This window comes from uncultured Pseudomonas sp., from assembly GCF_943846705.1.
Taxonomy (GTDB): Bacteria; Pseudomonadota; Gammaproteobacteria; order Pseudomonadales; family Pseudomonadaceae; genus Aquipseudomonas.
Map to the genome: position 1 here is coordinate 3,571,068 of NZ_OX044366.1, position 24,187 is coordinate 3,595,254.

A 24,187-nucleotide genomic window follows, 5' to 3' on the forward strand; every position below is an offset into this window, starting at 1 on the left:
GTCGAGTGCGGAGACATGCTAGCCCTCCATGACCGGCAACCGGTGGTTCTGGCCCCGGATGCAGCCTGATCCTGGATCTGCCCAGATTTAACCTCCGCGAAGGCTGAAGAGCTGGCGCAAAAGCACGGACTGAGCGCGACTGCCTTCGAATGGCACTCCGTCAGCAAAGCCGTTGCCAATGTTAAGTACGACTCGCCTGAGCTAATTCAGCCTCTCGGTGACCTTGAGCAATAAGCGAAGTGTTGCGCTGAGCTATTCAGAAAACTGGCGGATATCCAGCAGCACCCACACTTCATAACCTTTATTGCGCGCGGCTTTCTCAGCCTCCATCTGCGCTATCAGTGTGCTAATGGAACTGGAACGTTAGAGGTAAGCGACAGCGCATACGCTTTTACACAGTCTGAACCCGACAATCAGGGGGGTCTGAAACTAAAGACCATTCAGCTCCAGCTTATAGCCAACGCCATAAATTGAATGGATCAATTCCTGTCCTGGGGCAGCTTGCTCTAGCTTGCGCCGAAGGTTTTTTACGTGGCTGTCGACAGTCCGGTCGGTTACCACGCGGCGATCGTCGTACAGCCGATTCATCAACTGGTCACGCGAGAATACGCGTCCTGGGGAGCCGGCAAGATAATCCAACAGGCGGAACTCCACCGGAGTCAGGTCAAGATCAGTTCCGGAAAAGCTCGCTCGGTAAGTCTCGCGATCTAACTGTAAGTGACTGGGTGCTTGTGCCGGACGGCGGCGAAGGATGGCACGCACGCGCGCCATCACTTCACGGGGACTAAACGGCTTGCAGATGTAATCGTCTGCCCCCAGGTCCAGCCCAAGCAGGCGATCCACTTCCTCCACTCGTGCAGTAATGAGCATGATCGGCACTTCGCTGAAGGTGCGCAGTTCACGGCAAATCTGCAGGCCATCCATTCCTGGCAGCATGATGTCGAGCAGGATCAATTCCGGCTCGGCAGCACGTACTGCCGGAACCACGGCGAGGCCATCATCGAGGCAATCCACGTGATGCCCGGCCACTTGCAGATAGTCGCGCAGTAGCGCGGCCAATTTGGGTTCGTCCTCTACCACCATGATGCGCGCAGGGCGCAACGCGTCATTCGTCAGCATTAGACATGCTCCCGTGGCAAGCGCAGTTGCAGCAATAGCCCGCCCAGCGGAGACGGCTGTGCGTCGAGGCTGCCGCCGTGTGCTTCGGCTATGGTGCGGCAGATCGCCAGGCCCAGGCCGGAGCCACCACTGGCTCGCCGGCGCGACGCTTCACCACGGAAAAACCGCTCGAATAAGCGCGGTAAATCGGCCTCGGCAACCCCAGGCGCTGAGTCGAGCCAATCGAGCCTGACCTCTGCGGAGTCGCTGTATAAGTGAATGCATAGGCGTCCGCCGGACTCTGTATAGCGCAAGCTGTTCTCGAGCAAATTACTAAACAGCTGACGCAGGCGTCCGGCGTCTGCCAGCACCGATAGCGGTGTCGTCGGCAGCTGCAACTCCAGCGTCAGCCCTTTTTCCTGGCAGCGTTCAACAGCGCCAACCAGCGATTGCTGCAACACCTCCCGTATATCCAGGCTGCTTTTGCGATAGGACAGTGCGCCAACGTCAGCTAGGGACAGCTCATAGAGGTCGTCGACCAGCTTGTTTAATTGCGCGACCTCTTGCTGCAAAGAGTACAGAGAGTCGCCGTCCAGCTTGCGTACTCCATCTTCGAGCGCCTCCAGCTCGCCGCGCAACACCGCCAGAGGCGTACGCAGTTCGTGGGAAATATCCGCCATGAAGTCTCGGCGCATACGCTCGTTACGCTCCAGGGTATGGGCCAACTGATTGAAGTCGCGGGCCAATTGGCCAACCTCGTCAGCACTGGTCACTGTGACACGCTCAGCGTAAGCGCCACTGGCCAACCGATGAGTCGCAGCAGCTACTTGGCGGACCGGGGCCAGTAGCCGCTGCGAGGCCCATCCGGCAATTAACGCGGCCAGTAACAGGGCCAGCGTGCCAACACCCAGACTGGCCAGCAGCTGCTGTTTGAGTAGGCGCGCGCCACCTGCTTCAGTGACGTTCTGGAACGGCGCCATGGCCAGCCAGCCCACCGTCTTACCCTGCACCACTATGGGTAGGCGCGGATCTTTATCGCGCAACTCGACGAAGCCAATAACCTTCTGCTGATGTACGTCCAGCAGGGCAATGCGAAACACCGCGCCGGTCAAGTCAGAGACTGGCACCGTCCAATTGGTCTTGTTCGGATCCAGCCTGCTCTGGGGGTGTATCAGCTCTAACCAGTTCTTGCGTCCATCGCGTAGTTCATCCCAGCTGCCGTGCTCGATGTAGTAATCGCGCAGGTTCGGTAGCACGGTGCTCATGCGCTCTTCGGTCTGACCATTGATATAGCCGAGAAAGCCGCGCGCGAAACTCATCTTATCGGCGACGCCCATCGCCAGAATAACCAGCAAGGAAGTACCCAATAAGGCGAGGAACAGTTTGCGTGACAAGCTGAGTTTCATGGCAGGCCCGAGTGCAGAAATATGTACGTATTAAGGGCGAACGCCACGCAGGCTTCAACGTCAGGCGTGCAATCTCCATATTCCCTGCACATTTGCCCGGCAGGATGCACACCATAGAAAACCCGGCACAACCGGTTGGAGAACGTCTATGTCACGCATCAATTCCTGCACCTTGGCTACCTTGGCCGTCACCATCGGCCTGGTGTTAGCGGGCTGTTCACCCGAGCAAACGCCGCCGCAGAAGCAGCAGGCCGAGGTTGCCGTCATCTCTATGGCACCTCAGGCACAAACCCTGACCAGCGAACTGCCAGGCCGGACCAAGGCCTGGATGAGCGCGCAGATTCGCCCTCAGGTGAGCGGTATCGTTAAAGAGCGGTTATTCACCGAGGGCAGTGTGGTCAAGGCCGGAGAAGCGCTGTACAAGCTTGATCCTGCGCCGTATCAAGCCACTTACGCCCAGTCCAAGGCCAGTGCAGCCGAAGCCAAGGCTACACTCTCATCCGCTCGATTGAAGGCCAGTCGCTACAGCGAATTGGTGAAGATTGATGCGATCAGTCGCCAGGACAATGAAGACGCGCAGGCCAGCCTGCAAAGTGCCGATGCGGCCTACCAAGCCGCACAAGCCAGTGTCGCCAGCGCACGCATTGATCTCAACTACACCACCATCACCTCGCCCATTGCCGGGCGCATTGAAGCCTCCAGCGTCACCGCTGGCGCACTGGTAACGGCCAGTCAGGACAGCGTGCTGACCACCGTGCAGCAGATCGATTCCCTGTATGTCGACATCACCCAGTCCAGCGCCGAAGTGCTGCGCCTCAAGCGTGAGCTAGCTGCTGGTACCCTTGTTGGCGCCGATAAGGACGGTGTAAAGATCGATCTGCTACTGGAGGATGGTAGCCAGTATGCCCATGCCGGCCGCCTGCAATTCAGCGGGGCCAGTGTCTCCGAGAGCACCGGGAGCGTAACCCTGCGTGCCGTGGTGCCAAACCCAGACAGTCTGTTGCTGCCAGGCATGTATGTGCGTGCGGTGTTGACTGAAGCCATTGACCCACACGCATTGCTGGTTCCACAACGCGCCGTCACGCGCAGCCACAGCGGCGCAACCAGCGTACTGGTGGTGGTCGATGGCAAGGTCGAGCAACGCCTGATTAGCATCGATCGTAACGTCGGCAATCAATGGTGGGTCACCGCAGGTTTGGCCGCTGGTGACGAGGTGATCGTCGAGGGCGGGCAGAAAGTAAAGATTGGCGACACGGTCAACAGCGTCGCTGCCAAACAATCAGGTAGCCCGGCTGCCGTGGCGAGTAACTGAGGGCTGAACATGGCACATTTTTTTATCGACCGGCCGATCTTCGCGTGGGTCATCGCCATCGTCATTATGCTCGCCGGTGGCCTGTCCATCAGTCAGCTGCCGCTTGAGCAGTATCCGGATATCGCGCCGCCCAGCATCAATATTTCCGCCACCTACACGGGTGCTTCGGCCAAAACCATCGAGGACTCGGTCACCCAGGTGATTGAGCAGGAGATGAAGGGCATTGACGGCCTGGTGTACATGTCTGCGACGAGTAGTTCGGCCGGTAGCGCCAGTATTAGCCTCTCGTTTATTGCGGGTACAGACGCCGACGTTGCCCAGATGCAGGTGCAAAACAAACTGCAGCAAGCCGAGTCGCGCCTACCGCTGGCTGTGCAAAACCAAGGTATTACCGTGACCAAGGGCGGTAATGACTTTCTGATGATCATTTCCTTCACCTCGGATAATCCAACGATCAACAATATCGATATCAGCGACTTTCTTGATAGTCAGGTGCTTGACCAGCTGAGCCGTGTCGACGGTGTGGGCGAAGTGTCGTTGCTCGGTTCGCCCTATGCGATGCGTATCTGGCTCGACCCCGCTAAAATGCAGCAGTTCTCCCTCATGCCAAGCGATATCAGTAGCGCACTGCAAGCACAGAATACTGAAGTGTCTGCAGGCCAGTTGGGCGCGCTGCCTGCCGTCGCCGGACAGGAACTGAACGCCACCATTACGGCTCGCAGCAAGCTGCAATCGGTCGAGGAATTTCGTGACATAGTCCTCAAAACCGATAGCGACGGTTCGCTGGTGCTGCTCTCCGATGTGGCGCGGATCGAACTCGGTGCAGAAAGTTACGATGTAGTCGCCTCATACAACGGCCAACCCTCGGCCGCATTGGGCATCAAACTGGGCACTGATGCTAATGCGCTGAACACCGGCGATGCGGTGAAAGCCAAGCTCAGCGAGCTGCTGCCTAATTTCCCCGCGGAAATGCAGTTGCACACGAGCACCCCCTACGACACCACCCCTTTCGTAAAGCTGTCTATCGAGGAAGTGGTCAAGGCGCTGTTCGAGGCCACTGCACTGGTTGTGGTGATCATGTACCTGTTCCTGCAGAACTGGCGCGCGACGCTCATCCCCGCCATTACCGTACCCATCGTACTGCTTGGCACATTCGGTGTATTGGCGGTGTTTGGTTACTCGATCAATACCCTGAGCATGTTCGCCATGGTCTTGGCGATCGGTCTGCTGGTGGATGACGCCATCGTCGTGGTGGAGAACGTCGAACGGGTCATGAGCGAAAAGGGTTTGTCTGCCCTAGAAGCCACACGCCAATCGATGCGGGAAATCAGTGGTGCACTGATCGGTATCGCGCTGGTGCTCTCTGCTGTATTTATTCCGATGGCGTTTTTCAGTGGCTCCACTGGGATGATCTATCGGCAGTTTTCGGTGACTATCGTCAGCGCCATGTTGCTCTCCGTGCTGGTCGCCATGAGCCTCACCCCGGCACTCTGCGCCACGTTGCTTAAGCCAACGCATGGCACGCCAGCGCGACGCGGCTTCTTCGCGTGGTTTAACCGCAACTTTGAACGCGGCGCTAATGGCTACCAGCGCAACGTAGCCAGTGTGCTGCGCCACAAACCGAGGGCATTGGTGCTGTACGGGCTGATTCTGGCGGTGCTGGTGTTTGGCTATTCGCGTCTGCCCAGCTCGTTCCTGCCGAACGAGGACCAAGGGATACTGATGGCCATGATCCAGCTACCAGTAGGGGCGACGGATCAACGCACCAAGGCTGCCGCTCAGCAATTGGTTGACTATATGCGGGCTCAACCAGAAGTCGATTCGATGGTCAGTATTACCGGTGCAGGTGTGGGGGGCAACGCGCAGAACTCCGGTCGAGCCTTTATCAAGCTGAAGGACTGGAGCCAGCGCCTAGGCACTGAGCAAACCGCCGCCAGCCTGGCTCGGCGCGCCTCCATCGCACTGTCCGATCTGCGTGACGCCAGTATTTTTGTGATACTGCCGCCCGCCATTCGCGGCCTCGGCGACAGCTCAGGCTTTAGCCTACAACTCAAGGATGTCGGAGGTGTTGGCCATACTGCGCTGATCGATGCGCGCGACCAGTTCCTCGCCCTGGCAGCGCAAAGCACTAAGCTCGCTGGCGTGCGCACTACGGGCTTGGAAGATACCCCGGAGCTGCACGTCAGCATCGACGACCATAAAACCGGTGCCTATGGCCTGAGCACATCCGACATCAACAGCACCCTGGGCACGGCCTTGGGTGGCAGCTATATCAACGACTTCGTCTACAACGGCCGCGTAAAGAAAGTGTATGTGCAGGGCGATGCGTCTAGCCGCATGCAGTCCGATGACATCAATGCCTGGTACGTGCGCAACGACAACGGTGAAATGGTGCCGTTCAGTGCATTTACCCGCAGCGACTGGAGCTATGGCTCACCCTTGTTGCAGCGTTACAACGGCAGTTCTGCGGTGGCGCTGGTCGGTGATCCGGCAGGCGGAGTCAGCTCCGGCGAGGCCATGGCCGAGGTGGAAAGCTTGATTGCTCAACTACCGAGCGGTATCGGTTATGAGTGGTCCGGGCAGTCTTATCAGGAACGCCTCTCCGGCTCGCAAGCGCCGTTGCTCTATGCCATATCCGTGCTGTTCGTTTTCCTCTGTTTGGCGGCTTTGTATGAGAGCTGGTCGGTGCCCTTTTCGGTGATGCTGGTCGTGCCGCTCGGGGTCATTGGTGCGGTATTCAGTACCTGGCTTACAGGTTTGACCAATGACGTGTATTTCCAGGTGGGCCTGTTGACCACTGTGGGCTTGGCGGCGAAAAACGCGATTCTTATTGTCGAGTTTGCCAAGCATCTACAGGAGCAGGGTCAGGATCTGATCAGCGCCACACTAGAGGCCTGTCGTCAGCGCCTGCGTCCCATCTTGATGACGTCCTTGGCCTTTATGTTCGGCGTGTTGCCGTTGGCTCTGAGCAGAGGTGCGGGTGCCGGCGGGCGGCAATCTATCGGCACTGGTGTGCTCGGCGGCATGTTCACCGCCACCGTCTTGGGGATTTTCTTCGTGCCCTTGCTATTCGTTATGGTGCGCCGTCTGGCGAGCCGTGAACCGACCCCCTCTGTTGGCGGAGTTGAAGCATGATGAGTTTTCCGCGAATTCTGTTGATCTTGCCCGTATTGCTACTGGCAGGTTGCGTCAACTTGGCGCCTACCTATGAGCAACCACTGGCGCCGGTGCCCAGCCAGTGGTCCAGCACCAGCACTGGTCAAGCCAGCGTCGAAATCAGCTGGCAGCAGTTCTTTCTCGACCCACAACTGAAAAAAGTGATCGAACGCGCCCTGGTCAACAACCGTGACCTACGTGTGGCGGCGCTGAACGTCGACAAAGCTCAGGCGCAGTACCGGATTCAGCGAGCTGAGCTACTGCCAGCTGTGAGTGCCAGCGCAAGCGGCAGTCACAGCCGAACGCCATCCAGCCTCAGCAGCAGTGGCGTCGCCGGCACAAGCCACCAGTACAGCGTCGAGCTGGGCTTTAGCAGCTATGAGCTGGACCTGTTCAGCCGTGTGCGTAACCTCAGTGACGCAGCCTTGGAAGACTACCTGGCACTGGCGCAAACCCAGCGCAGCACCCAGATCAGCCTGGTCGCGGAGGTGGCTAATGCCTGGCTAACGGTTGCCGCGGATCGAGGTCTACTGCAGTTGGCCGAGGAAACCCTGAGCAGCCAACAGGCCAGCTATCAGCTGCAACAACGCAGCCATGAGCTGGGCAACACCTCAGGCTTGGCGCTGGCCCAAGCGCAGACGACGGTCGAAACGGCGCGTGGTGATGTGGCTAACTTTCGCAGCCAAGTGCAGGTGGATATCAATGCACTCAATCTGCTGGCCGGCGAAAGCCTGCCTGAGGCATTACTGCCAAAAGCGTTAGCCGATGACAGCGCACAACTGCTGAGTATTCCCAGTGGCTTGTCCTCCAATCTGCTGCTGCAACGCCCGGATGTGCTGGCCGCTGAGCACAGCTTGAAGGCTGCCAATTCTGATATCGGGGCTGCGCGTGCGGCGTTTTTCCCAAGCATCAGTCTCACGGCTATTGGGGGCACCAGTAGTACCGAACTCAGCTCGCTGTTCAAGGCCGGCAGTGGGGCTTGGAACTTCGCCCCGAGCATCAGCTTGCCAATTTTTAATGCCGGCAGTAACCGCGCCAATTTGGATGCCGCGAAAAGCGAGACCGCGATCCAGATTGCCACCTACGAGAAGAGTATTCAGACCGCTTTCCAGGAAGTGGCCGATGCGTTGGCAGTTCGCAGTACTCTGGCTGAACGACTGGATGCGCAGCAAGCGCTCACGGCGGCCACCGCCCAGAGCTACAAACTGGCCGATGCGCTTTACCGCAACGGCGCCAGCAGTTACCTGGATGCTCTCGACTCGCAGCGGGAGCTGTACACCGCACGACAAAACCTGATCGGCCTGCAACTCACCGAGCAAAGTAATCGCATCACCCTGTACAAGGTTCTAGGTGGCGGTGTTGGCGAGTAGCAGCCAACAATCACATGACCACACCACTACAGTGGTGAGGCACGTCAACTTGAGTGTATTCGGCGGTAGATGACTCAGTGAATACAGCCTTAAAGCTGCGTGCTCAAGGCTGTGGGACTAGGTCACGGCGTACCATTTAGTTTTGATGTCGCAGCCAGTGGCTGGATGTTTTTCAAAAGGTCGCCGTTGAGCGTGAACAAGCTTGGCCCTAAAGACACGATGGTCGGTCATCCTGAATGGCACCATTTTCAATGCCTCCACAATCCGTCGCACATCCTCCTCTTGCTCGGCGTCAACGAATTAAGCACTGCAGGCTTAACGGAATGACCATGGCTCGCCTAGATAAGGATAACCATGGCCTTCTCGCCCTAATGACTGAACTCGACGGCATGCTCCCATCAGCGTCAAACAATGCAGCAGGCCGTGAGAAGTCAATTAGGTAGCACGAACCGGTAGCTGTATATCAACCCCTGATTGGGCCTCAAGCTCCTCCTGGTGCAAGGCCTTGACCAAGCAATAGCAGATCAGGATCAGCACCAGAGAGAATGGCAAGGCGGCGGCGATAGTGGCAGCCTGAAGCCCTTGTAGCCCGCCAGCCAACAACAGCACTCCAGCCAAGGCACCGAGGCCCAGGCCCCAAATAATGCGGAAGCGTTGCGGCGGGTTCTGGTCGCCCATCGACAGAATCGTACAGATCACCAAGGTGGCCGAGTCGGCTGAAGTGACGAACCAGCTAACGATCATAAGTGTCGCCAGACCCGCCATACCCATGGTTGCCCATGGCACATTCAACCCTTCGATGGTTTTGTACAACACCATGGTCAGGTCGTTATTGGCTACCGTACTAAGATCGACAGCACCGGACAGCTGCAAGAACACCCCTGTGCCGCCCATGATGACGATCCACAGGAAAGCGCCCAAGGTAGCGGCAAGCATGCCACCCAGTACCACTTGGCGCACGGTGCGACCACGGGAAATACGGGCGATGAACATGCCGACGAAAGGACCCCAGGAAAGCCACCAGCCCCAGTAGAAAATGGTCCACCAGCCCTGCCATTGACGCTCGGGGTTGGAGTCAGTCCACATGCCCATCGGAATGAAGTTCGCCACGTAGTCACCGACGCTGGTGGCATACAGACCCAGCAGGAACACAGTCGGGCCGGCCAATAGCAAGAACAGGAACAGAATACCGCTGAGGCGAATATTCCACTCGCTCAACCAGAGGATTCCCTTACGCACGCCAGACACTGCCGATAGCGTGGCAACCACCGCTGTCGCCGAAATCAGGATCAACTGATTGGTTGTCGATATCTCAATACCGAACATGTAATTCAAGCCAGCATTCATTTGCGACACGCCCAAACCGAGGGTGGTGGCAGTACCAAACAGCGTGCTGAAAATCGCCAGAAGATCCACTGCATGGCCGATTGGGCCATAAATACGCTTACCAAACAGCGGGTAAAGCGCCGAGCGAATTGTCAGGGGCAAGCCGCGACGATAGGCAAAGTAGGCCAGGATCAGACCGACAATGATGTAAATGCTCCAGCCGTGCAGCCCCCAGTGGAACATGGTGATACGCAGGGCGATTTGCGCCGCCTCTGGCGTATTAGCCGCTACCCCGGCCATCTCCATAAAAGGGTTGCCCTGCATATGCATCACCGGTTCGGCAATGCTCCAGAACAGCAAACCGGTACCCACTGCGGCACTGAACAGCATGGCGAACCAAGAGAAGTTGCTAAATTCAGGGCGTTCATCATCGTGCCCAAGACGCAGATTGCCGAACCGGCTGAGCCCAACCCAAAGGGTGAAGAACAATACGCCGCTGACAACCGCTACGTAATACCAACCCAGAGAACTCTCGATCCACTGTTTCATGCCAGTGAATAGGCTATTGGCGAGCTCACTGAACAACACAGTGAACAGCACAAATCCCACCACCATAAGCAACGATGAGATGGCCATTGTCGGGTTTACGCCTGCGAACAGACGATGAGGGGCTTGCATGGGATGTTCGCTCACAGGCGCGTCTCCTCCTTGTTTTTATAGTGGACACACAAAGTAGTGCTCATCGCGAATGCCGGGCGCCCTGCCTCTGCTGGTACCTAGTCCGCCTGAAAGGGCCTCAACCTAGGGATACAACCGCTCGTGAACAACCTGAAATGAGCAGCAGCCTCGCTTGTATTACGGTATACCATGAACGCAATTAGTTAAGCAAAGACCACTAGTCGACAACTTATTAAAAATCCCACAAGCCTAGAGCTACAGGCCTTTACGCCGAAAAACAGCACGCGTTAAAAGCTTGACTTGCACGATACGTATTATGGTATACCATGATACCGAGAAGCGCGATGCGCCTGATTCTGTCTCAGTTACCTAGGAGAGCCTCATGAGTTTTGAAATTCGTAAGATCGTCAGCTATGTAGAAGAAACCCTTATCGAGGGTGGCAAAGCAACCGATAAGCCGGTGACCATGGTCGGTCTGGCCGTGGTAATGAAGAACCCTTGGGCAGGCCGTGGGTTTGTCGAAGACATCCGCTCGGAACTCAACCCTCACGCTTCCGAGCTGGGCGAGCTGATGGTTAAGCGCCTGGCCGACGCCATTGGTGGCGCAGATAAGATCGAAGCCTATGGCAAGGCCGCAGTGGTCGGTGCTGATGGCGAGATCGAACACGCCTCCGCCGTGATCCACAACCTGCGCTTCGGCAACCACTACCGCCAGGCGGTACAAGCCAAGAGCTACCTGAGCTTCACCAACAAGCGCGGCGGCCCGGGCACCTCCATCCAGATCCCGATGATGCACAAGGATGACGAAGGCGCACGCTCGCACTACGTCACCCTGGAAATGCAAATCGAAGACGCCCCGCGCGCCGACGAAATTGTTGTCGTACTGGGTGCCGCTAACGGTGGCCGCCTGCATCCACGGATTGGTAACCGTTATATCGACCTGGAAGAGCTCGCTGCAGAGCAGGCTCAGTAATCCCCGGTCAGTGCAGGAGCAAGCCATGATGTTACTCACCGCTGAACGCACCCCTGCCGGCACCAGTTACATGGCGACCGGCCAGGGCCAGCCCGTGGTCCTGATCCACGGCGTCGGCCTAAACAAAGAGATGTGGGGCGGACAGATCGTCGGTCTTGCGCCGCACTACCGGGTCATCGCCTATGACATGCTCGGCCATGGCGCCAGCCCGCGCCCGGCAACAGGCACGAACTTGCTCGGCTATGCCGAGCAGTTACGTGAACTGCTTGAGCACCTGCAGTTGCCACAGGCCACCATCATCGGTTTTTCGATGGGCGGCCTGATCGCGCGCGCCTTCGCCCTGCATTACCCGCAGCACACCTTGGGCCTGGTGATACTCAACAGTGTATTCAACCGCAGCCCGGAGCAACGTGCAGCGGTTATCGAGCGCACGCGCCAGGTCGCCCAGTACGGTCCTAATGCGAACGCCGAAGCTGCGTTAACGCGCTGGTTCAGCCGCGAATATCAGGCTGCCAACCCGGCGCAAATCGCCGCGCTCCGCCAGACCATGGCGAGCAACGACCCCGAAGGGTACCTGACCACCTACGAGCTGTTCGCCACCCAGGATATGTACCTAGTGGATCAGCTCAGCAACATCCACGTGCCGACTTTGATCAGCACCGGCGAGCTGGACCCCGGCTCGACCCCGCAAATGGCCCAAGAGCTGGCCGAACACATTCCCGGTGCGCAGGTTGCCGTGCTCAGCGAGCAACGGCATATGATGCCGGTGGAGTCACCACGCTTGGTCAATCAGGTGTTACTGGACTTCCTCAACCGCGCCCAGACCTCACAAAAAACAGCAGAGGGGACCGTTGCATGACACTCACCCGCTTTCAAATGTGCATCGACGGCCAATGGGTCGATGCCCTGTCCGGCAACACCTTCCAAAGCATCAACCCAGCCCTCGCCGAACCCTGGGCGGAGTTACCTGATGCGGACGAAGCAGACGTCGAGCGCGCGGTGCAGTCTGCCCAGAAGGCTTTTGAAAGCCCGGCCTGGCGAGACCTGACTGCCACTGCCCGCGGCAAACTGCTGCGTCGCCTCGGCGACCTGATCGCTGAGAACAAGGAACAACTGGCCCAGCTGGAGAGCCGTGACAATGGCAAGCTGATCCGCGAAACCCGCGGCCAAGTCAGCTACCTGCCGGAATTTTTCTATTACACCGCAGGCCTGGCCGACAAGCTTGAGGGCGGCACGCTGCCGCTGGATAAGACCGACATGTTCGGCTACACGATTCACGAGCCGCTCGGTGTGGTGGCCGCGATCATTCCTTGGAACAGCCCGCTTTACCTGACCGCCATCAAGCTGGCACCGGCCCTGGCAGCGGGTAACTGCATGGTTATCAAGCCCTCCGAACACGCCTCTGCAACCTTGCTGGAGCTGGCGCGCCTGGCTCTGCAAGCCGGCATTCCGCCGGGCGTGGTCAACGTGATCACCGGTTACGGTGCCAGCACCGGCGCAGCCCTGACTCGTCACCCATTAGTACGCAAAATCGCCTTTACCGGCGGCGCCGCTACGGCCCGTCATGTGGTGCGCAGCAGCGCGGAAAACTTCGCCAAACTGTCGCTTGAGTTGGGCGGCAAGTCGCCGAACATTATCTTCGCTGACGCCGACCTAGACAGCGCGGTCAACGGCGCAGTCGCCGGCATTTATGCTGCGTCCGGGCAAAGCTGTGTGTCTGGCTCACGCTTGCTGGTGCAAGACGAGATTTACGATGAGTTCGTCGAGCGTTTGATCGCTCGCGCTCAACGCATCCGCATTGGCAACCCGCAGGATGACAGCAGTGAGATGGGCCCCATGGCCACCGCGCAACAACTGGCGGTCGTTGAAGGTCTGGTCGCCGACGCCCTGGCCGAAGGCGCCACACTGCGCTTAGGCGGCAAGCGTGCAACCATCGATGGCAAGGGCTGGTACTACGAGCCGACGCTGTTCGAGTGCGACAGCAACTCGATGAAGATCATGCAGGAAGAAGTCTTCGGGCCGGTGGCCTCAGTGATCCGCTTCAAAGACGAAGCCGAAGCCCTGGCCATGGCCAATGACTCGCAGTTTGGACTGGCCGCCGGCATCTGGACACGTGACTTGGGCCGCGCCCACCGTCTGGCTCGCGACGTGCGCTCGGGCATCATTTGGGTCAACACCTACCGCGCGGTTTCTGCCATGGCACCGATCGGCGGTTTCAAGAACAGCGGCTACGGTCGTGAGAGCGGTATCGATTCGGTACTGGCCTACACCGAGCAGAAAACGGTGTGGATCAACCTCTCGCAGGCTCCGATGGCTGACCCGTTTGTCATGCGCTAGTCGCACAACGCCCGTATTCAGAGGACACACTGATGATCGAACCAGGTATTTATAAAGAGGTAATGGGCTCGTTCCCCTCCGGTGTCACGGTAGTCACCTGCCTCGACGAAGCGGGCGATATCGTTGGCATTACGGCCAGCGCCTTTAGCGCCTTGTCGATTGAGCCGGCCTTGGTGCTGTTTTGCCCCAACTACGCTTCAGACTCCTACCCAATACTCTGCGCCAGTAAGAAATTCGCCATCCACTTGCTGTCTGCCGACCAGAAAGCGGAAGCCTATGCGTTTGCCGGCAAGGGTAAAGACAAGGCCAAGGGCATCGAGTGGCAGCTCAGCGCGCTGGGTAACCCGCTGCTGAACAAGGCCACCGCGATCATTGAGTGCGAACTGTGGCGCGAGTATGACGGTGGTGATCACGCCATCATCGTGGGGGCGGTGCAGAACCTGATTATTCCGGAGGCTGATGTCACGCCGATGGTCTACCACCGCGGCAAGCTAGGCGCCCTGCCCACCATAGCTTAAGCACCATTGTCGTAACGTTATTTTGGGGCCGCCTGCCGCTTATGCTGGTGGCGGCCCTTTTTTTATTTTCGGAGCTCACATGACCCCTGCAGCCGCCACGCTATTCCGTCAACAGGCCTTTATTAACGGCCAATGGTGCGACGCTGAAGACGCCAGCACCCAGGAAATCTTCAACCCAGCCAATGGCGCTGCCATCGGCCAGGTGCCAAATATGGGTGCAGTGGAAACCCAACGGACCATTGCCGCCGCTAACGCCGCATGGCCAGCATGGCGCGCGCGCACAGCGAAGGATCGCAGTACGATCCTCAAACGCTGGCACGCCCTTATGCTGGAAAATGCCGACGCGCTGGCTGAGCTCCTGACCCTCGAGCAAGGCAAGCCACTGGCCGAGGCCAAAGGCGAGATCCTCTACGCGGCGAGCTTTATCGAATGGTTCGCTGAAGAAGCCAAGCGTATTTACGGCGACACCATCCCGAGCCACAAGGGCGACGCGCGAATAGTGGTCAGCAAAGAGCCGATCGGCGTGGTGGCAGCCATTACACCCTGGAACTTCCCGGCCGCGATGATCACCCGCAAGGCCGGCCCAGCGCTGGCCGCGGGCTGTCCGTGCATCGTCAAACCGGCACCCGAAACACCCTTCTCGGCACTGGCTATGGCGGCGTTAGCCGAACAGGCAGGCATCCCCGCAGGGATTTTCAATGTCATTACCGGTGACGCGGTTGCCATCGGCGGTGAACTGACCGCCAGTACCGAGGTGCGTAAGCTGTCATTCACCGGCTCCACGCCCATCGGCAAACTGTTGATGGCCCAGTGCGCCAACACCCTGAAGAAGGTCTCCCTAGAGCTAGGCGGTAACGCCCCGTTTATCGTATTTGACGACGCTGATCTGGAGCGCGCGATCGAAGGGGCGCTGATCGCTAAGTACCGTAACGCCGGGCAGACCTGCGTTTGCGTCAACCGTTTTCTGGTGCAGGACGGCATCTACGAGGCTTTTGTCAGCCGCCTGGCAGAGCGCGTTGGTGAATTCACCGTCGGCGACGGCTTCGCGGCCAACGTGAACCAGGGCCCATTGATCAACGAACGCGCGGTGGCCAAGGTCGAAGACCATGTACAAGACGCCCTCAGCAAAGGCGCCCGCTTACTCTGTGGCGGCGAACGCCATGCACTCGGCCATGGTTTCTTCCAGCCCACCGTGCTCGCCGACGTCTCACTGAGCATGAAAGTCGCCCGCGAAGAGACCTTCGGCCCGCTGGCCGCCGTGTTCCGCTTTAGCAGTGAAGCCGAAGCCGTGCAGCTGGCCAACGATACTGAATATGGCCTGGCCGCTTACTGCTATACCCGCGACTTGGGCCGCGCCTGGCGCATGAGTGAGGCGCTGGAATATGGCATGGTCGGCATCAACGAAGGGTTGATCTCCACCGAAGTCGCGCCCTTCGGCGGCATTAAGTCCTCGGGCCTCGGCCGCGAAGGCTCCAAGTACGGTATCGAGGATTACCTCGAAATCAAATACACCCTGATGGGCGGCCTCTAACCTGCACTATCGAAGGAGAACAACATGAGTAATGACAAGTACGAAAAAGGCTTGGCGATCCGCACTCAAGTGCTGGGCGAGGCTTACGTCAACAAGTCGATCGAGAATGCCGACGACTTCAATCGCCCCCTGCAGGAACTGGTCACCGAATACTGCTGGGGCCACGTCTGGGGCCGTGAGGGTTTGTCGCTGGCGGAACGCAGCATGATAAACTTAGCGATGATTTCGGCCCTGAACCGGCCCCATGAACTGAAGCTGCATATTCGCGGTGCTTTGCGTAACGGCCTCAGCCGTGAACAGATCCGCGAAATCCTGCTTCAAGTCGGTATTTATTGTGGCGTGCCTGCGGCCGTGGACAGTTTTCGCATTGCCCGTGAAGCCTTCGCGGAAGCCGATGCCGAAAGCCAACCCTAGTCGTAGGCGGCGCACAGCGAGCTAGGCACTCTGGATCCGTTGATCGGGGTGCTTTTTTGCTTTTTCTTCGGATAACCACTTAGAGCGGACCCCATGAAACGCCTGCCCCTCGACGATAGCTTTAAGGTCAATCGCAACCCCATTACCCTGCGCGAAATTGTGCTGGATAAACTGCGCAGCGCCATCATGAATTTCCAGTTGCTGCCCGGTGACCGCTTGGTTGAGCGCGACCTCTGCGATCGCCTAGGGGTTAGCCGCACCTCGGTACGCGAAGCCCTACGCCATTTGGAGTCCGAAGGGCTGGTGGAGTTTGCCGACGCCAGAGGTCCGCGCGTGGCCATCATCACCCTAGAAGACGCCTGCGATATCTATGAGCTGCGCTGCGTACTCGAAGGACTAATCGTGCAACTATTCACCCTCAACGCCAAGGCCAAGGACATTCGGGCCCTTGAGCGTGCCCTTGAAGAAAACCGCCGAGTGCTTGAAGAAGGTGAATTGCATCAAGTGCTCGACTCGGTACAGGGTTTCTACGACGTGCTGCTGGAAGGCTCCGGTAACCACATCGCCGCCACCCAACTGCGTCAGTTGCAGGCGCGCATCAGCTACCTGCGTGCAACCTCGGTGTCTCAAGCCAATCGCCGTGGCCACAGCAACCAGGAAATGGAGCGCATGGTCGAGGCGATCAAGAGCGGCGACCACCTCGCTGCACATCAGGCCTCGGTCGACCATGTCCGTGCAGCCGCCAAGGTGGCCTTGGACTATCTTAAATCCAAGCAAGGTGAGACCGGCAACGCACGCGAAATCGCTATGCCGATCGCCCTCAACGAGCCTCGCATAGGACGCTAAAACCATGACCAGCCCGCGCTTCTGCCCCAACTGCGGTGCCGACCGCCTCTGCCTTGAGATACCACCGGGCGATACGCACCAACGCCTGGTGTGCGCGGGCTGTCAGTACATCCACTACGAAAACCCGAAGATCATCGCCGGCTGCATCATCGAGCAGGACGGCAAATACTTGCTCTGCCAGCGCGGTATCCCTCCCCGCGCCGGCACCTGGACCCTGCCAGCCGGCTTTATGGAAAAAGGGGAAACCACCGAGCAAGCGGCCCTGCGCGAAGTCTGGGAAGAAAGTGGGGTGCGCGCGGATATCGTCTCGCCCTACTCGGTCTTCAGCGTGCCAAAGATTAGCGAGGTGTACATCATCTTTCGCGCAGTGGCGCTGGAGGTGACCGGACAGTTCGGCCCGGAGACCAGCGACTACCGCTTCTTCGCCCCTGAAGACATCCCGTGGGAGAGCATCTACTACCCGGCCATCCGGCAGATTCTCGAACGCTATATTGAGGAGCGGCAGGCCGGCGTCTACGGCATTTATATCGGCAACGATGATAGCGGCAAGGTGCATTTTATCCGCTGAAGACCGCTCCACCGCCTCGCCCTATAGCCTCAGGGGGCGCACCCTTCGACTATTATCACCTCGGCGCACGCTGCGCCTTGGCGGTGGCCACAGGCCTGCTGATACTCCGGCGAGTGATAACACGCCAAGGCCTGCTCATAGGAATCAAATTCGATCACTACGTTGCGCGGTGGTGTCGGCCGACCTTCCAAGGCCTCTGCGCGACCACCACGGGCGAGGAAGCGGCCGCCATACTTGATGAACGCTGCAGGCGCCCGCTGGGTGTATTCGCTGTACTGCTCGGGATCGGTGACCTCGACATGTGCAATCCAATAGGCCTTCATTGCGCGCTCCGTAATTCGTCAACAATACGTATTATGGTATACCATAAAGTCTACTAATCCACCGTCACCTATCGCAAACCGTGAGAGCCTTGGCATGCCATTCAACAGCATTGATGAAATCATTGAAGACTTCCGCCAGGGCAAGATGGTCCTGCTGGTTGATGACGAAGACCGTGAAAATGAGGGCGATCTGCTCTTAGCGGCAGAAGCCTGCACACCGGCGGCGATCAACTTTATGGCCCGTGAAGCACGCGGCCTGATCTGCCTGACCTTGACCGACGAGCACTGCCAGCGCCTCGGCCTGGAGCAGATGGTGCCGAGCAACGGCAGCGCCTTTTCCACCGCTTTTACCATTTCCATCGAAGCCGCCACCGGCGTGACCACCGGCATCTCCGCAGCCGACCGTGCGCGTACGGTACTGGCCGCCGTGGCCGCCGATGTCAAACCTGAAGACCTGGTCCAGCCCGGGCATATCTTTCCACTGCGCGCCCGCGACGGTGGTGTGCTCAACCGCGCCGGCCACACCGAAGCGGGTTGCGACCTGGCGCGCTTGGCCGGTTTCAGCCCGGCCGCGGTGATTGTTGAGGTGATGAACGAAGACGGCAGCATGGCCCGCCGCCCGGACCTGGAAAAATTTGCCGCCCAACACGGCATCAAAATCGGCACCATCGCCGATTTGATCCACTATCGCCTGAGCACCGAACACACCGTGACCCGTATCGGTGAGCGTGAACTGCCGACCGTGCACGGCGAGTTCCGCCTGATCACCTATGAAGATCGCATCGAAGGCGGCGTGCACATGGCCATGGTGATGGGTGAGATCAACCGCGACGAGCCGACATTGGTCCGCGTGCATGTGATTGATCCGCTGCGCGATCTGGTCGGCGCCGAGTACACCGGCCCGCAGAACTGGACGCTCTGGGCTGCACTGCAGAAGGTCGCAGAAGAAGGCCGCGGCGTGGTGGTGGTGCTGGCCAACAACGAGTCGTCACAAGCCCTGCTGGAGCGGGTGCCACAGCTGACTCAGCCACGCCAGCAATTTAGCCGCTCGCAGTCGCGTATTTATTCCGAAGTGGGTACCGGCGCGCAGATTCTCCAGGACATTGGTGTCGGTAAACTGCGCCACCTTGGCGCCCCACTGAAATACGCCGGCCTTACTGGCTACGACTTGGAAGTCGTGGAAACCCTCAGCTTCGGCGAATAAACCCAAGCAGCGGGAGGACCTCCTCCCGCCTCCACGTTGTTAGCCCTACCTCCCCCGCCTACGCCCCTAGCTCTACCATCACAGCTCCCCCGGCAGACAAACCAACGCATGCCCTTAGCGTGCGTACCAACGACCACCAGTCAACTCACCCCACATACGATGACTCCATAGTCAGGTAAGGCTTGCAGATATTTTGGAATACCATAATATGATATTCCGTAGACCGATGAATTTGCCAAGTGCGCCCGACAGGGACAGCACCAATAACAGCCCTTGGCACGGTCGCCTTTAAAGGCTCCGATGGACCTACTGCTCCCGATAGGCGGGCGTCAACAGCCCGCTCAAAACACAAGAAATGAGGGCGTGAAAATGGTGTTGAATAAAAGTGCAAAAGCGTTAGTAGCCGCAGGCTTTATAATGCTCGGTGGTAACACCGCTGTCGCCGCAGACAGCATGAACTTCGTCAGCTGGGGTGGTAGCACCCAAGACGCACAGAAGCAGGCCTGGGCTGAACCCTTCAGCGAAGCCAGCGGCATCCGCGTAGTACAGGACGGGCCAACTGACTACGGCAAGCTCAAGGCCATGGTCGAAAGCGGCAACGTGCAATGGGACGTGGTCGACGTAGAGGCTGACTTCGCCCTGCGCGCAGCCAGCGAAGGCTTGCTCGAACCCCTGGACTTCAGCGTGATCCAGCGCGAAACCATTGACCCGCGCTTCGTCTCCGACCACGGCGTCGGTTCCTTCTACTTCTCCTTCGTGCTGGGCTACAACCAGGGCAAGGTCGGTGGCAATACGCCGCAAGACTGGACCGCGCTGTTCGACACCAGTACCTACCCTGGCAAGCGCGCGCTGTACAAGTGGGCCAGCCCTGGCGTACTGGAACTGGCCTTGCTCGCCGACGGCGTAGCAGCCGACAAGCTCTACCCACTGGACCTCGCACGCGCCTTCAAGAAACTCGACACCATCAAACAAGACATCGTCTGGTGGGGCGGCGGCGCACAGTCGCAGCAGTTGTTGGCCTCCGGTGAGGCCAGCCTCGGTCAGTTCTGGAATGGCCGCATTTATGCACTGCAGCAGGATGGCGCTCCGGTTGGGGTAAGTTGGAAGCAGAACCTGGTCATGGCCGATTTCCTGGTCATCCCCAAGGGCGCGAAGAACAAGGACGCGGCGATGAAATTCCTGGCCAACGCCAGCAGCGCCAAAGGCCAAGCCGACTTCGCCAACCTCACCGCCTATGCCCCGGTCAACGTCGGCAGCGTCGAAATGCTGAACGCCGACCTGGCCCCAAACCTGCCGACCGCCCACGTCAAAGATCAGGTCAACCTCGACTACGCCTACTGGGCCAAGAACGGTGAGGCCATCTCCGCTCAGTGGAACGAATGGTTGCTGAAATAAGATGACTACAGCCCAGTCCCCTCAGTCGTCCAAAGTTGCCGCCGGCGCCTCGCGTGCCGCCGGCATGACGAGCAGTTCGAATACGCAACGCTGGAAAGGGTTCCCAAACCTGCTGCCGGCGCTACTGTTCCTCGGCCTGTTCTTCCTCGCACCGCTGATCGCCCTGCTATTACGCGGCTTCATTGAGCCCAGCCTGGGACTGGGCAACTACGAACAATTATTCGCCAATTCGGCGTACACCCGGGTATTGATCAATACCTTCTCGGTGGCCGGCCTGGTAACCCTGATCAGCCTGTTGCTGGGGTTCCCCCTGGCGTGGGCAATCACCCTGGTGCCGCGCGGTTGGGGGCGCTGGCTGCTAAACATCGTACTGCTGTCGATGTGGACCAGCCTCCTAGCGCGCACTTACTCCTGGCTGGTTTTGCTGCAGGCCTCCGGGGTCATCAACAAGACCCTGATGGCGATGGGCATCATCGATCAGCCACTGGAGATGGTGCACAACCTCACGGGCGTAGTGATCGGCATGAGTTACATCATGATTCCGTTCATCGTCCTGCCGCTGCAAGCCACCATGCAGGCGATTGATCCCATGGTCTTGCAGGCCGGTGCCATTTGTGGCGCGAGCCCTTGGCGCAACTTCTTTCGGGTGTTCCTGCCGCTCTGTCGCCCCGGCTTGTTCTCTGGCGGACTGATGGTCTTCGTCATGTCTCTCGGCTATTACGTGACCCCGGCCCTGCTCGGTGGCGCGCAAAACATGATGCTGCCGGAATTCATCATTCAGCAGGTGCAGTCCTTCCTCAACTGGGGTATCGCCAGCGCGGCGGCCGCGTTGTTGATCGGCATCACCCTGGTGCTGTTCTACTTCTACCTTAAGCTCCAGCCGGAATCTCCGGTTGGCGCCAGCAATGGGAGGTAATCGAGCATGTTGCTGACACCCAATGCCATGGGCCCGCGTTTGCGCATCGGCCTGTACCTGACCACCGGCTTGATCGCCCTGTTCCTGCTGCTGCCGATCGTGTTCATCGTGCTGCTGTCGTTCGGTTCCTCGCAGTGGCTGGTGTTCCCGCCGCCGGGCTGGACGCTGAAATGGTACGAGCAATTCTTCTCCAATCCGGAGTGGATGGCCTCGGTGCTGACCAGTTTCAAGGTCGCCGTACTAACCACCATTTGCGCCGTGGCTCTCGGTCTGCCGACCGCTTTTGCCCTAGTACGCGGGCGTTTCCCGGGCCGCGAGTTGCTCTACGGCCTGTTCACCCTACCGATGATCGTGCCCCTGGTGATCATCGCAGTGGCGGTGTACGCGTTGTTTCTCAAGCTGGGCTACACCGGCACGCTGTTTTCCTTCGTGGTCAGCCACGTCATCGTCGCGCTGCCGTTTACCATCATCTCGATCATCAACTCGCTGAAGCTGTTCGATCAATCGATTGAGGATGCAGCGGTAATCTGCGGCGCCTCGCGCATGCAGGCGGTGTACAAGGTGACCTTTCCGGCAATCCGTCCCGGCATGGTCGCCGGTGCGCTGTTCGCCTTCCTGGTGTCATGGGATGAGGTGGTGCTCAGCGTGATGATGGCCAGCCCGACCCTGCAGACCCTGCCGGTGAAAATGTGGACCACCCTACGCCAGGATCTGACCCCGGTGATCGCCGTCGCCTCGACGCTGCTGATCGGCCTGTCCATCCTAATAATGGTGATCGCCGCTGCCCTGCGCCGGCGCAATGAAGTCAGCGCCTGAGCGCCAAGGAGAACAACATGAGCGCAGTACTCAAAGATTCCGCCCACGCCAATCAACAATCCTTGGTCAGCCTACGCAACCTGAACAAGTACTACGGCGACTTCGCCGCGGTAGACAACATCTCTCTGGAGATTAAGGAAGGTGAATTCCTCACCTTCCTCGGTTCCAGCGGCTCTGGCAAAAGCACCACCCTGTCGATGCTCGCCGGCTTCGAAACGCCGACCTCTGGTGAAATCCAGGTCGAAGGCAAGTCGCTGATCAAAGTACCGCCGCACAAGCGCGACATTGGCATGGTGTTCCAGCGTTACTCGCTGTTCCCGCACCTGAGCGTACGCGACAACATCGCCTTCCCTCTGACCCTGCGCAAACTACCGGTCGCCGAACGTGAGCGCCAAGTCGACGCCATGCTCAAGCTGGTGCAACTGGATGACTTCGCCCATCGCCGTCCGGCTCAGCTTTCCGGCGGCCAGCAGCAACGTGTGGCGATTGCCCGCGCGCTGGTCTATGAGCCACGCATACTGCTAATGGACGAACCGCTTGGCGCCCTCGACAAGAAACTGCGCGAGGAACTGCAGGACGAACTGCGCCACCTGCACCGGCGCCTCGGCATCACCATCGTCTACGTGACCCACGACCAAGAAGAAGCCATGCGCCTGTCGCAGCGCATCGCCATCTTCAGTCACGGCAAGATCGTCGGCCTGGGCAGCGGTTATGACCTCTACCAGAACCCACCGAATGCCTTCGTCGCCTCCTTCCTGGGTAACTCCAACTTTCTTAAGGTCAAAGCGCAAAGCAATGTGAGCGCGCAATTTGCTAGCCAGTCTGTGGCCATCCGCCCCACCGCAGGCGTGCAAGCGGCTCAAGAACTGCTGCTGATGGTACGCCCGGAAAAAGCCCAGGCCCTGACCCTTTCTCAGGCGAGCAGTGAACCGCTGGCGAGCGGCTGGAACGAGATCAGCGCGACCGTCAACGAAGTGGTCTTCCTCGGTGAAAGCCTGACGTACAACGTAATCACGCCTTGCGGCACAGCACTCATCGTCAAAGCCCTGTCCGGCAACCTGCAGCCACTGCACGCCGGCACAGAAGTTCGCGTGCGCTGGGCAGCGGCGGATGCCTGCGTCTACAGCGAGTGGGACGAAAGCGACCTAAGCAAGACCGCTGGCGCCCACTAAAGCCTTAACGTATCAACAACAACCCCTTGCTCTTCGCTGTGAAGACCAGGGGGTTTTGTTTTATTACGCGCCGGATTAACCGACGCAATATCACTCGCAGCCCCACTTAAACAAACGCCCTGAGTCCACTGCGGCTATTGACCAGTATTCGTCCGCTAAAAAGCTCTTGCATCATTAATATTACGGTATACCATCAGACATAGCCTCGCCGTCATCCATGCCGGCAGCCCTTCTCTCGTTCCACAGTGCTGCCGGGTGCAGCCATGCTCTGCAGAGGTGTTCCAGATGATCGATGCAAATGCCTATAAACAAGTCATGGGCTCTTTTCCCTCTGGCGTGACCGTGATCACCACCCTGGACGACAACGGTGACATCGTCGGCATGACGGCCAGCGCGTTCAGCTCTTTATCGATGGATCCGCCGCTGGTGCTGTTCTGCCCCAATTACAACTCTGACTCCTACCCGGCGCTAATCAAGAGCAAGCGTTTCGCCATTCACTTTCTCTCGGCCGAGCAGCAAAGCGAAGCCTATGCCTTCGCCCGCAAGGGCAGCGACAAGGCGCAAGGCATCGAGTGGAGCCTCAGCGAGCTGGGTAACCCGGTGCTGCGCAATGCCACGGCAATCATCGAGTGCGAGCTGTGGCGTGAATATGAAGGCGGCGACCATGCCATCCTCGTAGGTGCGGTAAAGAACCTGATCGTGCCGGAGCAGGAAGTAATTCCGATGATCTATTGCCGCGGCAAAATGGGCGCCCTGCAAGCCTTCGCTTAAAGCCCCACCACTCATCCGCCGCCTTGCGCGGCGGATGAGCAACCCCCTCGCAATACG

General features: G+C 58.9%; 20 protein-coding genes and 1 pseudogene. 17 read left to right on the top strand and 4 right to left on the bottom strand.

The window, feature by feature from the left end:
• Positions 1-429 precede the first annotated feature (429 nt).
• Both Q0V31_RS16700 and Q0V31_RS16705 read right to left on the bottom strand, forming a co-directional pair.
• The gene (locus tag Q0V31_RS16700) at positions 430-1,119 is read right to left on the bottom strand and encodes a response regulator (RefSeq protein WP_298189551.1); all 690 of its coding nucleotides are present in this window, start codon (positions 1,117-1,119) and stop codon (positions 430-432) included.
• Complete coding sequence (locus tag Q0V31_RS16705; protein ID WP_298189554.1) at positions 1,119-2,504, bottom strand: ATP-binding protein; 1,386 nt, start codon at positions 2,502-2,504, stop codon at positions 1,119-1,121. The genes Q0V31_RS16700 and Q0V31_RS16705 overlap by 1 nt, the downstream gene beginning before the upstream one ends.
• 148 nt (positions 2,505-2,652) lie before the next feature.
• Here Q0V31_RS16705 and Q0V31_RS16710 point away from each other — a divergent pair, with 148 nt between their 5' ends.
• The 3 genes from Q0V31_RS16710 to Q0V31_RS16720 are packed head-to-tail and all read left to right on the top strand — an operon-like array spanning position 2,653 to position 8,342.
• Positions 2,653-3,816: an efflux RND transporter periplasmic adaptor subunit gene (locus tag Q0V31_RS16710; protein ID WP_298189556.1), complete on the top strand. Its 1,164-nt coding sequence runs from the start codon at positions 2,653-2,655 to the stop codon at positions 3,814-3,816.
• Positions 3,817-3,825: 9 nt separating this feature from the next.
• Positions 3,826-6,951, top strand: a complete 3,126-nt coding sequence (locus Q0V31_RS16715) for an efflux RND transporter permease subunit (protein WP_298189559.1) — start codon at positions 3,826-3,828, stop codon at positions 6,949-6,951.
• Entirely contained in the window at positions 6,948-8,342 is a 1,395-nt protein-coding gene (locus Q0V31_RS16720; RefSeq protein WP_298189561.1) for an efflux transporter outer membrane subunit, read from the top strand. The genes Q0V31_RS16715 and Q0V31_RS16720 overlap by 4 nt, the downstream gene beginning before the upstream one ends.
• A 435-nt stretch (positions 8,343-8,777) precedes the next feature.
• Here Q0V31_RS16720 and Q0V31_RS16725 read toward each other — a convergent pair whose 3' ends face one another.
• Entirely contained in the window at positions 8,778-10,361 is a 1,584-nt protein-coding gene (locus tag Q0V31_RS16725) for a BCCT family transporter (RefSeq protein ID WP_298189563.1), read from the bottom strand.
• A 367-nt stretch (positions 10,362-10,728) separates the two neighbouring features.
• On the opposite strand from Q0V31_RS16725, the gene Q0V31_RS16730 reads away from it, so the two are divergent.
• From Q0V31_RS16730 to Q0V31_RS16765, 8 genes are all read left to right on the top strand, one after another.
• Positions 10,729-11,319: an amino acid synthesis family protein gene (locus tag Q0V31_RS16730; protein WP_298189565.1), complete on the top strand. Its 591-nt coding sequence runs from the start codon at positions 10,729-10,731 to the stop codon at positions 11,317-11,319.
• Between the two features lie 25 nt (positions 11,320-11,344).
• Positions 11,345-12,178, top strand: a complete 834-nt coding sequence (locus tag Q0V31_RS16735) for an alpha/beta fold hydrolase (protein ID WP_298189568.1) — start codon at positions 11,345-11,347, stop codon at positions 12,176-12,178.
• Positions 12,175-13,656, top strand: a complete 1,482-nt coding sequence (locus tag Q0V31_RS16740; RefSeq protein WP_298189570.1) for an aldehyde dehydrogenase — start codon at positions 12,175-12,177, stop codon at positions 13,654-13,656. The genes Q0V31_RS16735 and Q0V31_RS16740 overlap by 4 nt, the downstream gene beginning before the upstream one ends.
• 32 nt (positions 13,657-13,688) lie before the next feature.
• The gene (locus Q0V31_RS16745) at positions 13,689-14,174 is read left to right on the top strand and encodes a flavin reductase family protein (protein WP_298189572.1); all 486 of its coding nucleotides are present in this window, start codon (positions 13,689-13,691) and stop codon (positions 14,172-14,174) included.
• Positions 14,175-14,253: 79 nt separating this feature from the next.
• Complete coding sequence (locus Q0V31_RS16750) at positions 14,254-15,705, top strand: NAD-dependent succinate-semialdehyde dehydrogenase (protein ID WP_298189574.1); 1,452 nt, start codon at positions 14,254-14,256, stop codon at positions 15,703-15,705.
• Between the two features lie 24 nt (positions 15,706-15,729).
• A complete protein-coding gene (locus tag Q0V31_RS16755) occupies positions 15,730-16,119 on the top strand; it encodes a carboxymuconolactone decarboxylase family protein (RefSeq protein WP_298189576.1) in 390 nt (129 codons plus the stop codon).
• 93 nt (positions 16,120-16,212) lie between these two features.
• Positions 16,213-16,965 carry a GntR family transcriptional regulator gene (locus Q0V31_RS16760; RefSeq protein ID WP_298189579.1) on the top strand — a complete coding sequence of 251 codons (753 nt, stop codon included), beginning with the start codon at positions 16,213-16,215 and terminating at the stop codon, positions 16,963-16,965.
• Positions 16,966-16,969: 4 nt separating this feature from the next.
• On the top strand, positions 16,970-17,533 hold the full coding sequence (locus tag Q0V31_RS16765) for an NUDIX hydrolase (RefSeq protein ID WP_298189581.1): 564 nt from the start codon (positions 16,970-16,972) through the stop codon (positions 17,531-17,533).
• A gap of 29 nt (positions 17,534-17,562) precedes the next feature.
• On the opposite strand, the gene Q0V31_RS16770 is transcribed toward Q0V31_RS16765, so the two are convergent.
• Entirely contained in the window at positions 17,563-17,856 is a 294-nt protein-coding gene (locus Q0V31_RS16770; RefSeq protein WP_298189584.1) for a DUF1330 domain-containing protein, read from the bottom strand.
• A 94-nt stretch (positions 17,857-17,950) separates the two neighbouring features.
• On the opposite strand from Q0V31_RS16770, the gene ribBA reads away from it, so the two are divergent.
• The 6 genes and pseudogenes from ribBA (at position 17,951) to Q0V31_RS16800 (ending at position 24,130) form a co-directional block, all read left to right on the top strand.
• A complete protein-coding gene (gene ribBA / locus Q0V31_RS16775) occupies positions 17,951-19,060 on the top strand; it encodes a bifunctional 3,4-dihydroxy-2-butanone-4-phosphate synthase/GTP cyclohydrolase II (RefSeq protein WP_298189587.1) in 1,110 nt (369 codons plus the stop codon).
• Positions 19,061-19,429: 369 nt separating this feature from the next.
• Positions 19,430-20,455, top strand: coding sequence for a polyamine ABC transporter substrate-binding protein (locus tag Q0V31_RS16780; RefSeq protein ID WP_298189590.1), 1,026 nt, complete (start codon positions 19,430-19,432; stop codon positions 20,453-20,455).
• Between the two features lie 85 nt (positions 20,456-20,540).
• Positions 20,541-21,371 (top strand): annotated as a pseudogene (locus tag Q0V31_RS16785) (ABC transporter permease); the annotation flags it as partial.
• Positions 21,372-21,377: 6 nt separating this feature from the next.
• Positions 21,378-22,187, top strand: coding sequence for an ABC transporter permease (locus Q0V31_RS16790; protein WP_298189593.1), 810 nt, complete (start codon positions 21,378-21,380; stop codon positions 22,185-22,187).
• A gap of 17 nt (positions 22,188-22,204) precedes the next feature.
• Positions 22,205-23,359: an ABC transporter ATP-binding protein gene (locus Q0V31_RS16795; RefSeq protein ID WP_298189595.1), complete on the top strand. Its 1,155-nt coding sequence runs from the start codon at positions 22,205-22,207 to the stop codon at positions 23,357-23,359.
• A 285-nt stretch (positions 23,360-23,644) separates the two neighbouring features.
• Complete coding sequence (locus tag Q0V31_RS16800) at positions 23,645-24,130, top strand: flavin reductase family protein (RefSeq protein ID WP_298189597.1); 486 nt, start codon at positions 23,645-23,647, stop codon at positions 24,128-24,130.
• Positions 24,131-24,187 lie beyond the last annotated feature (57 nt).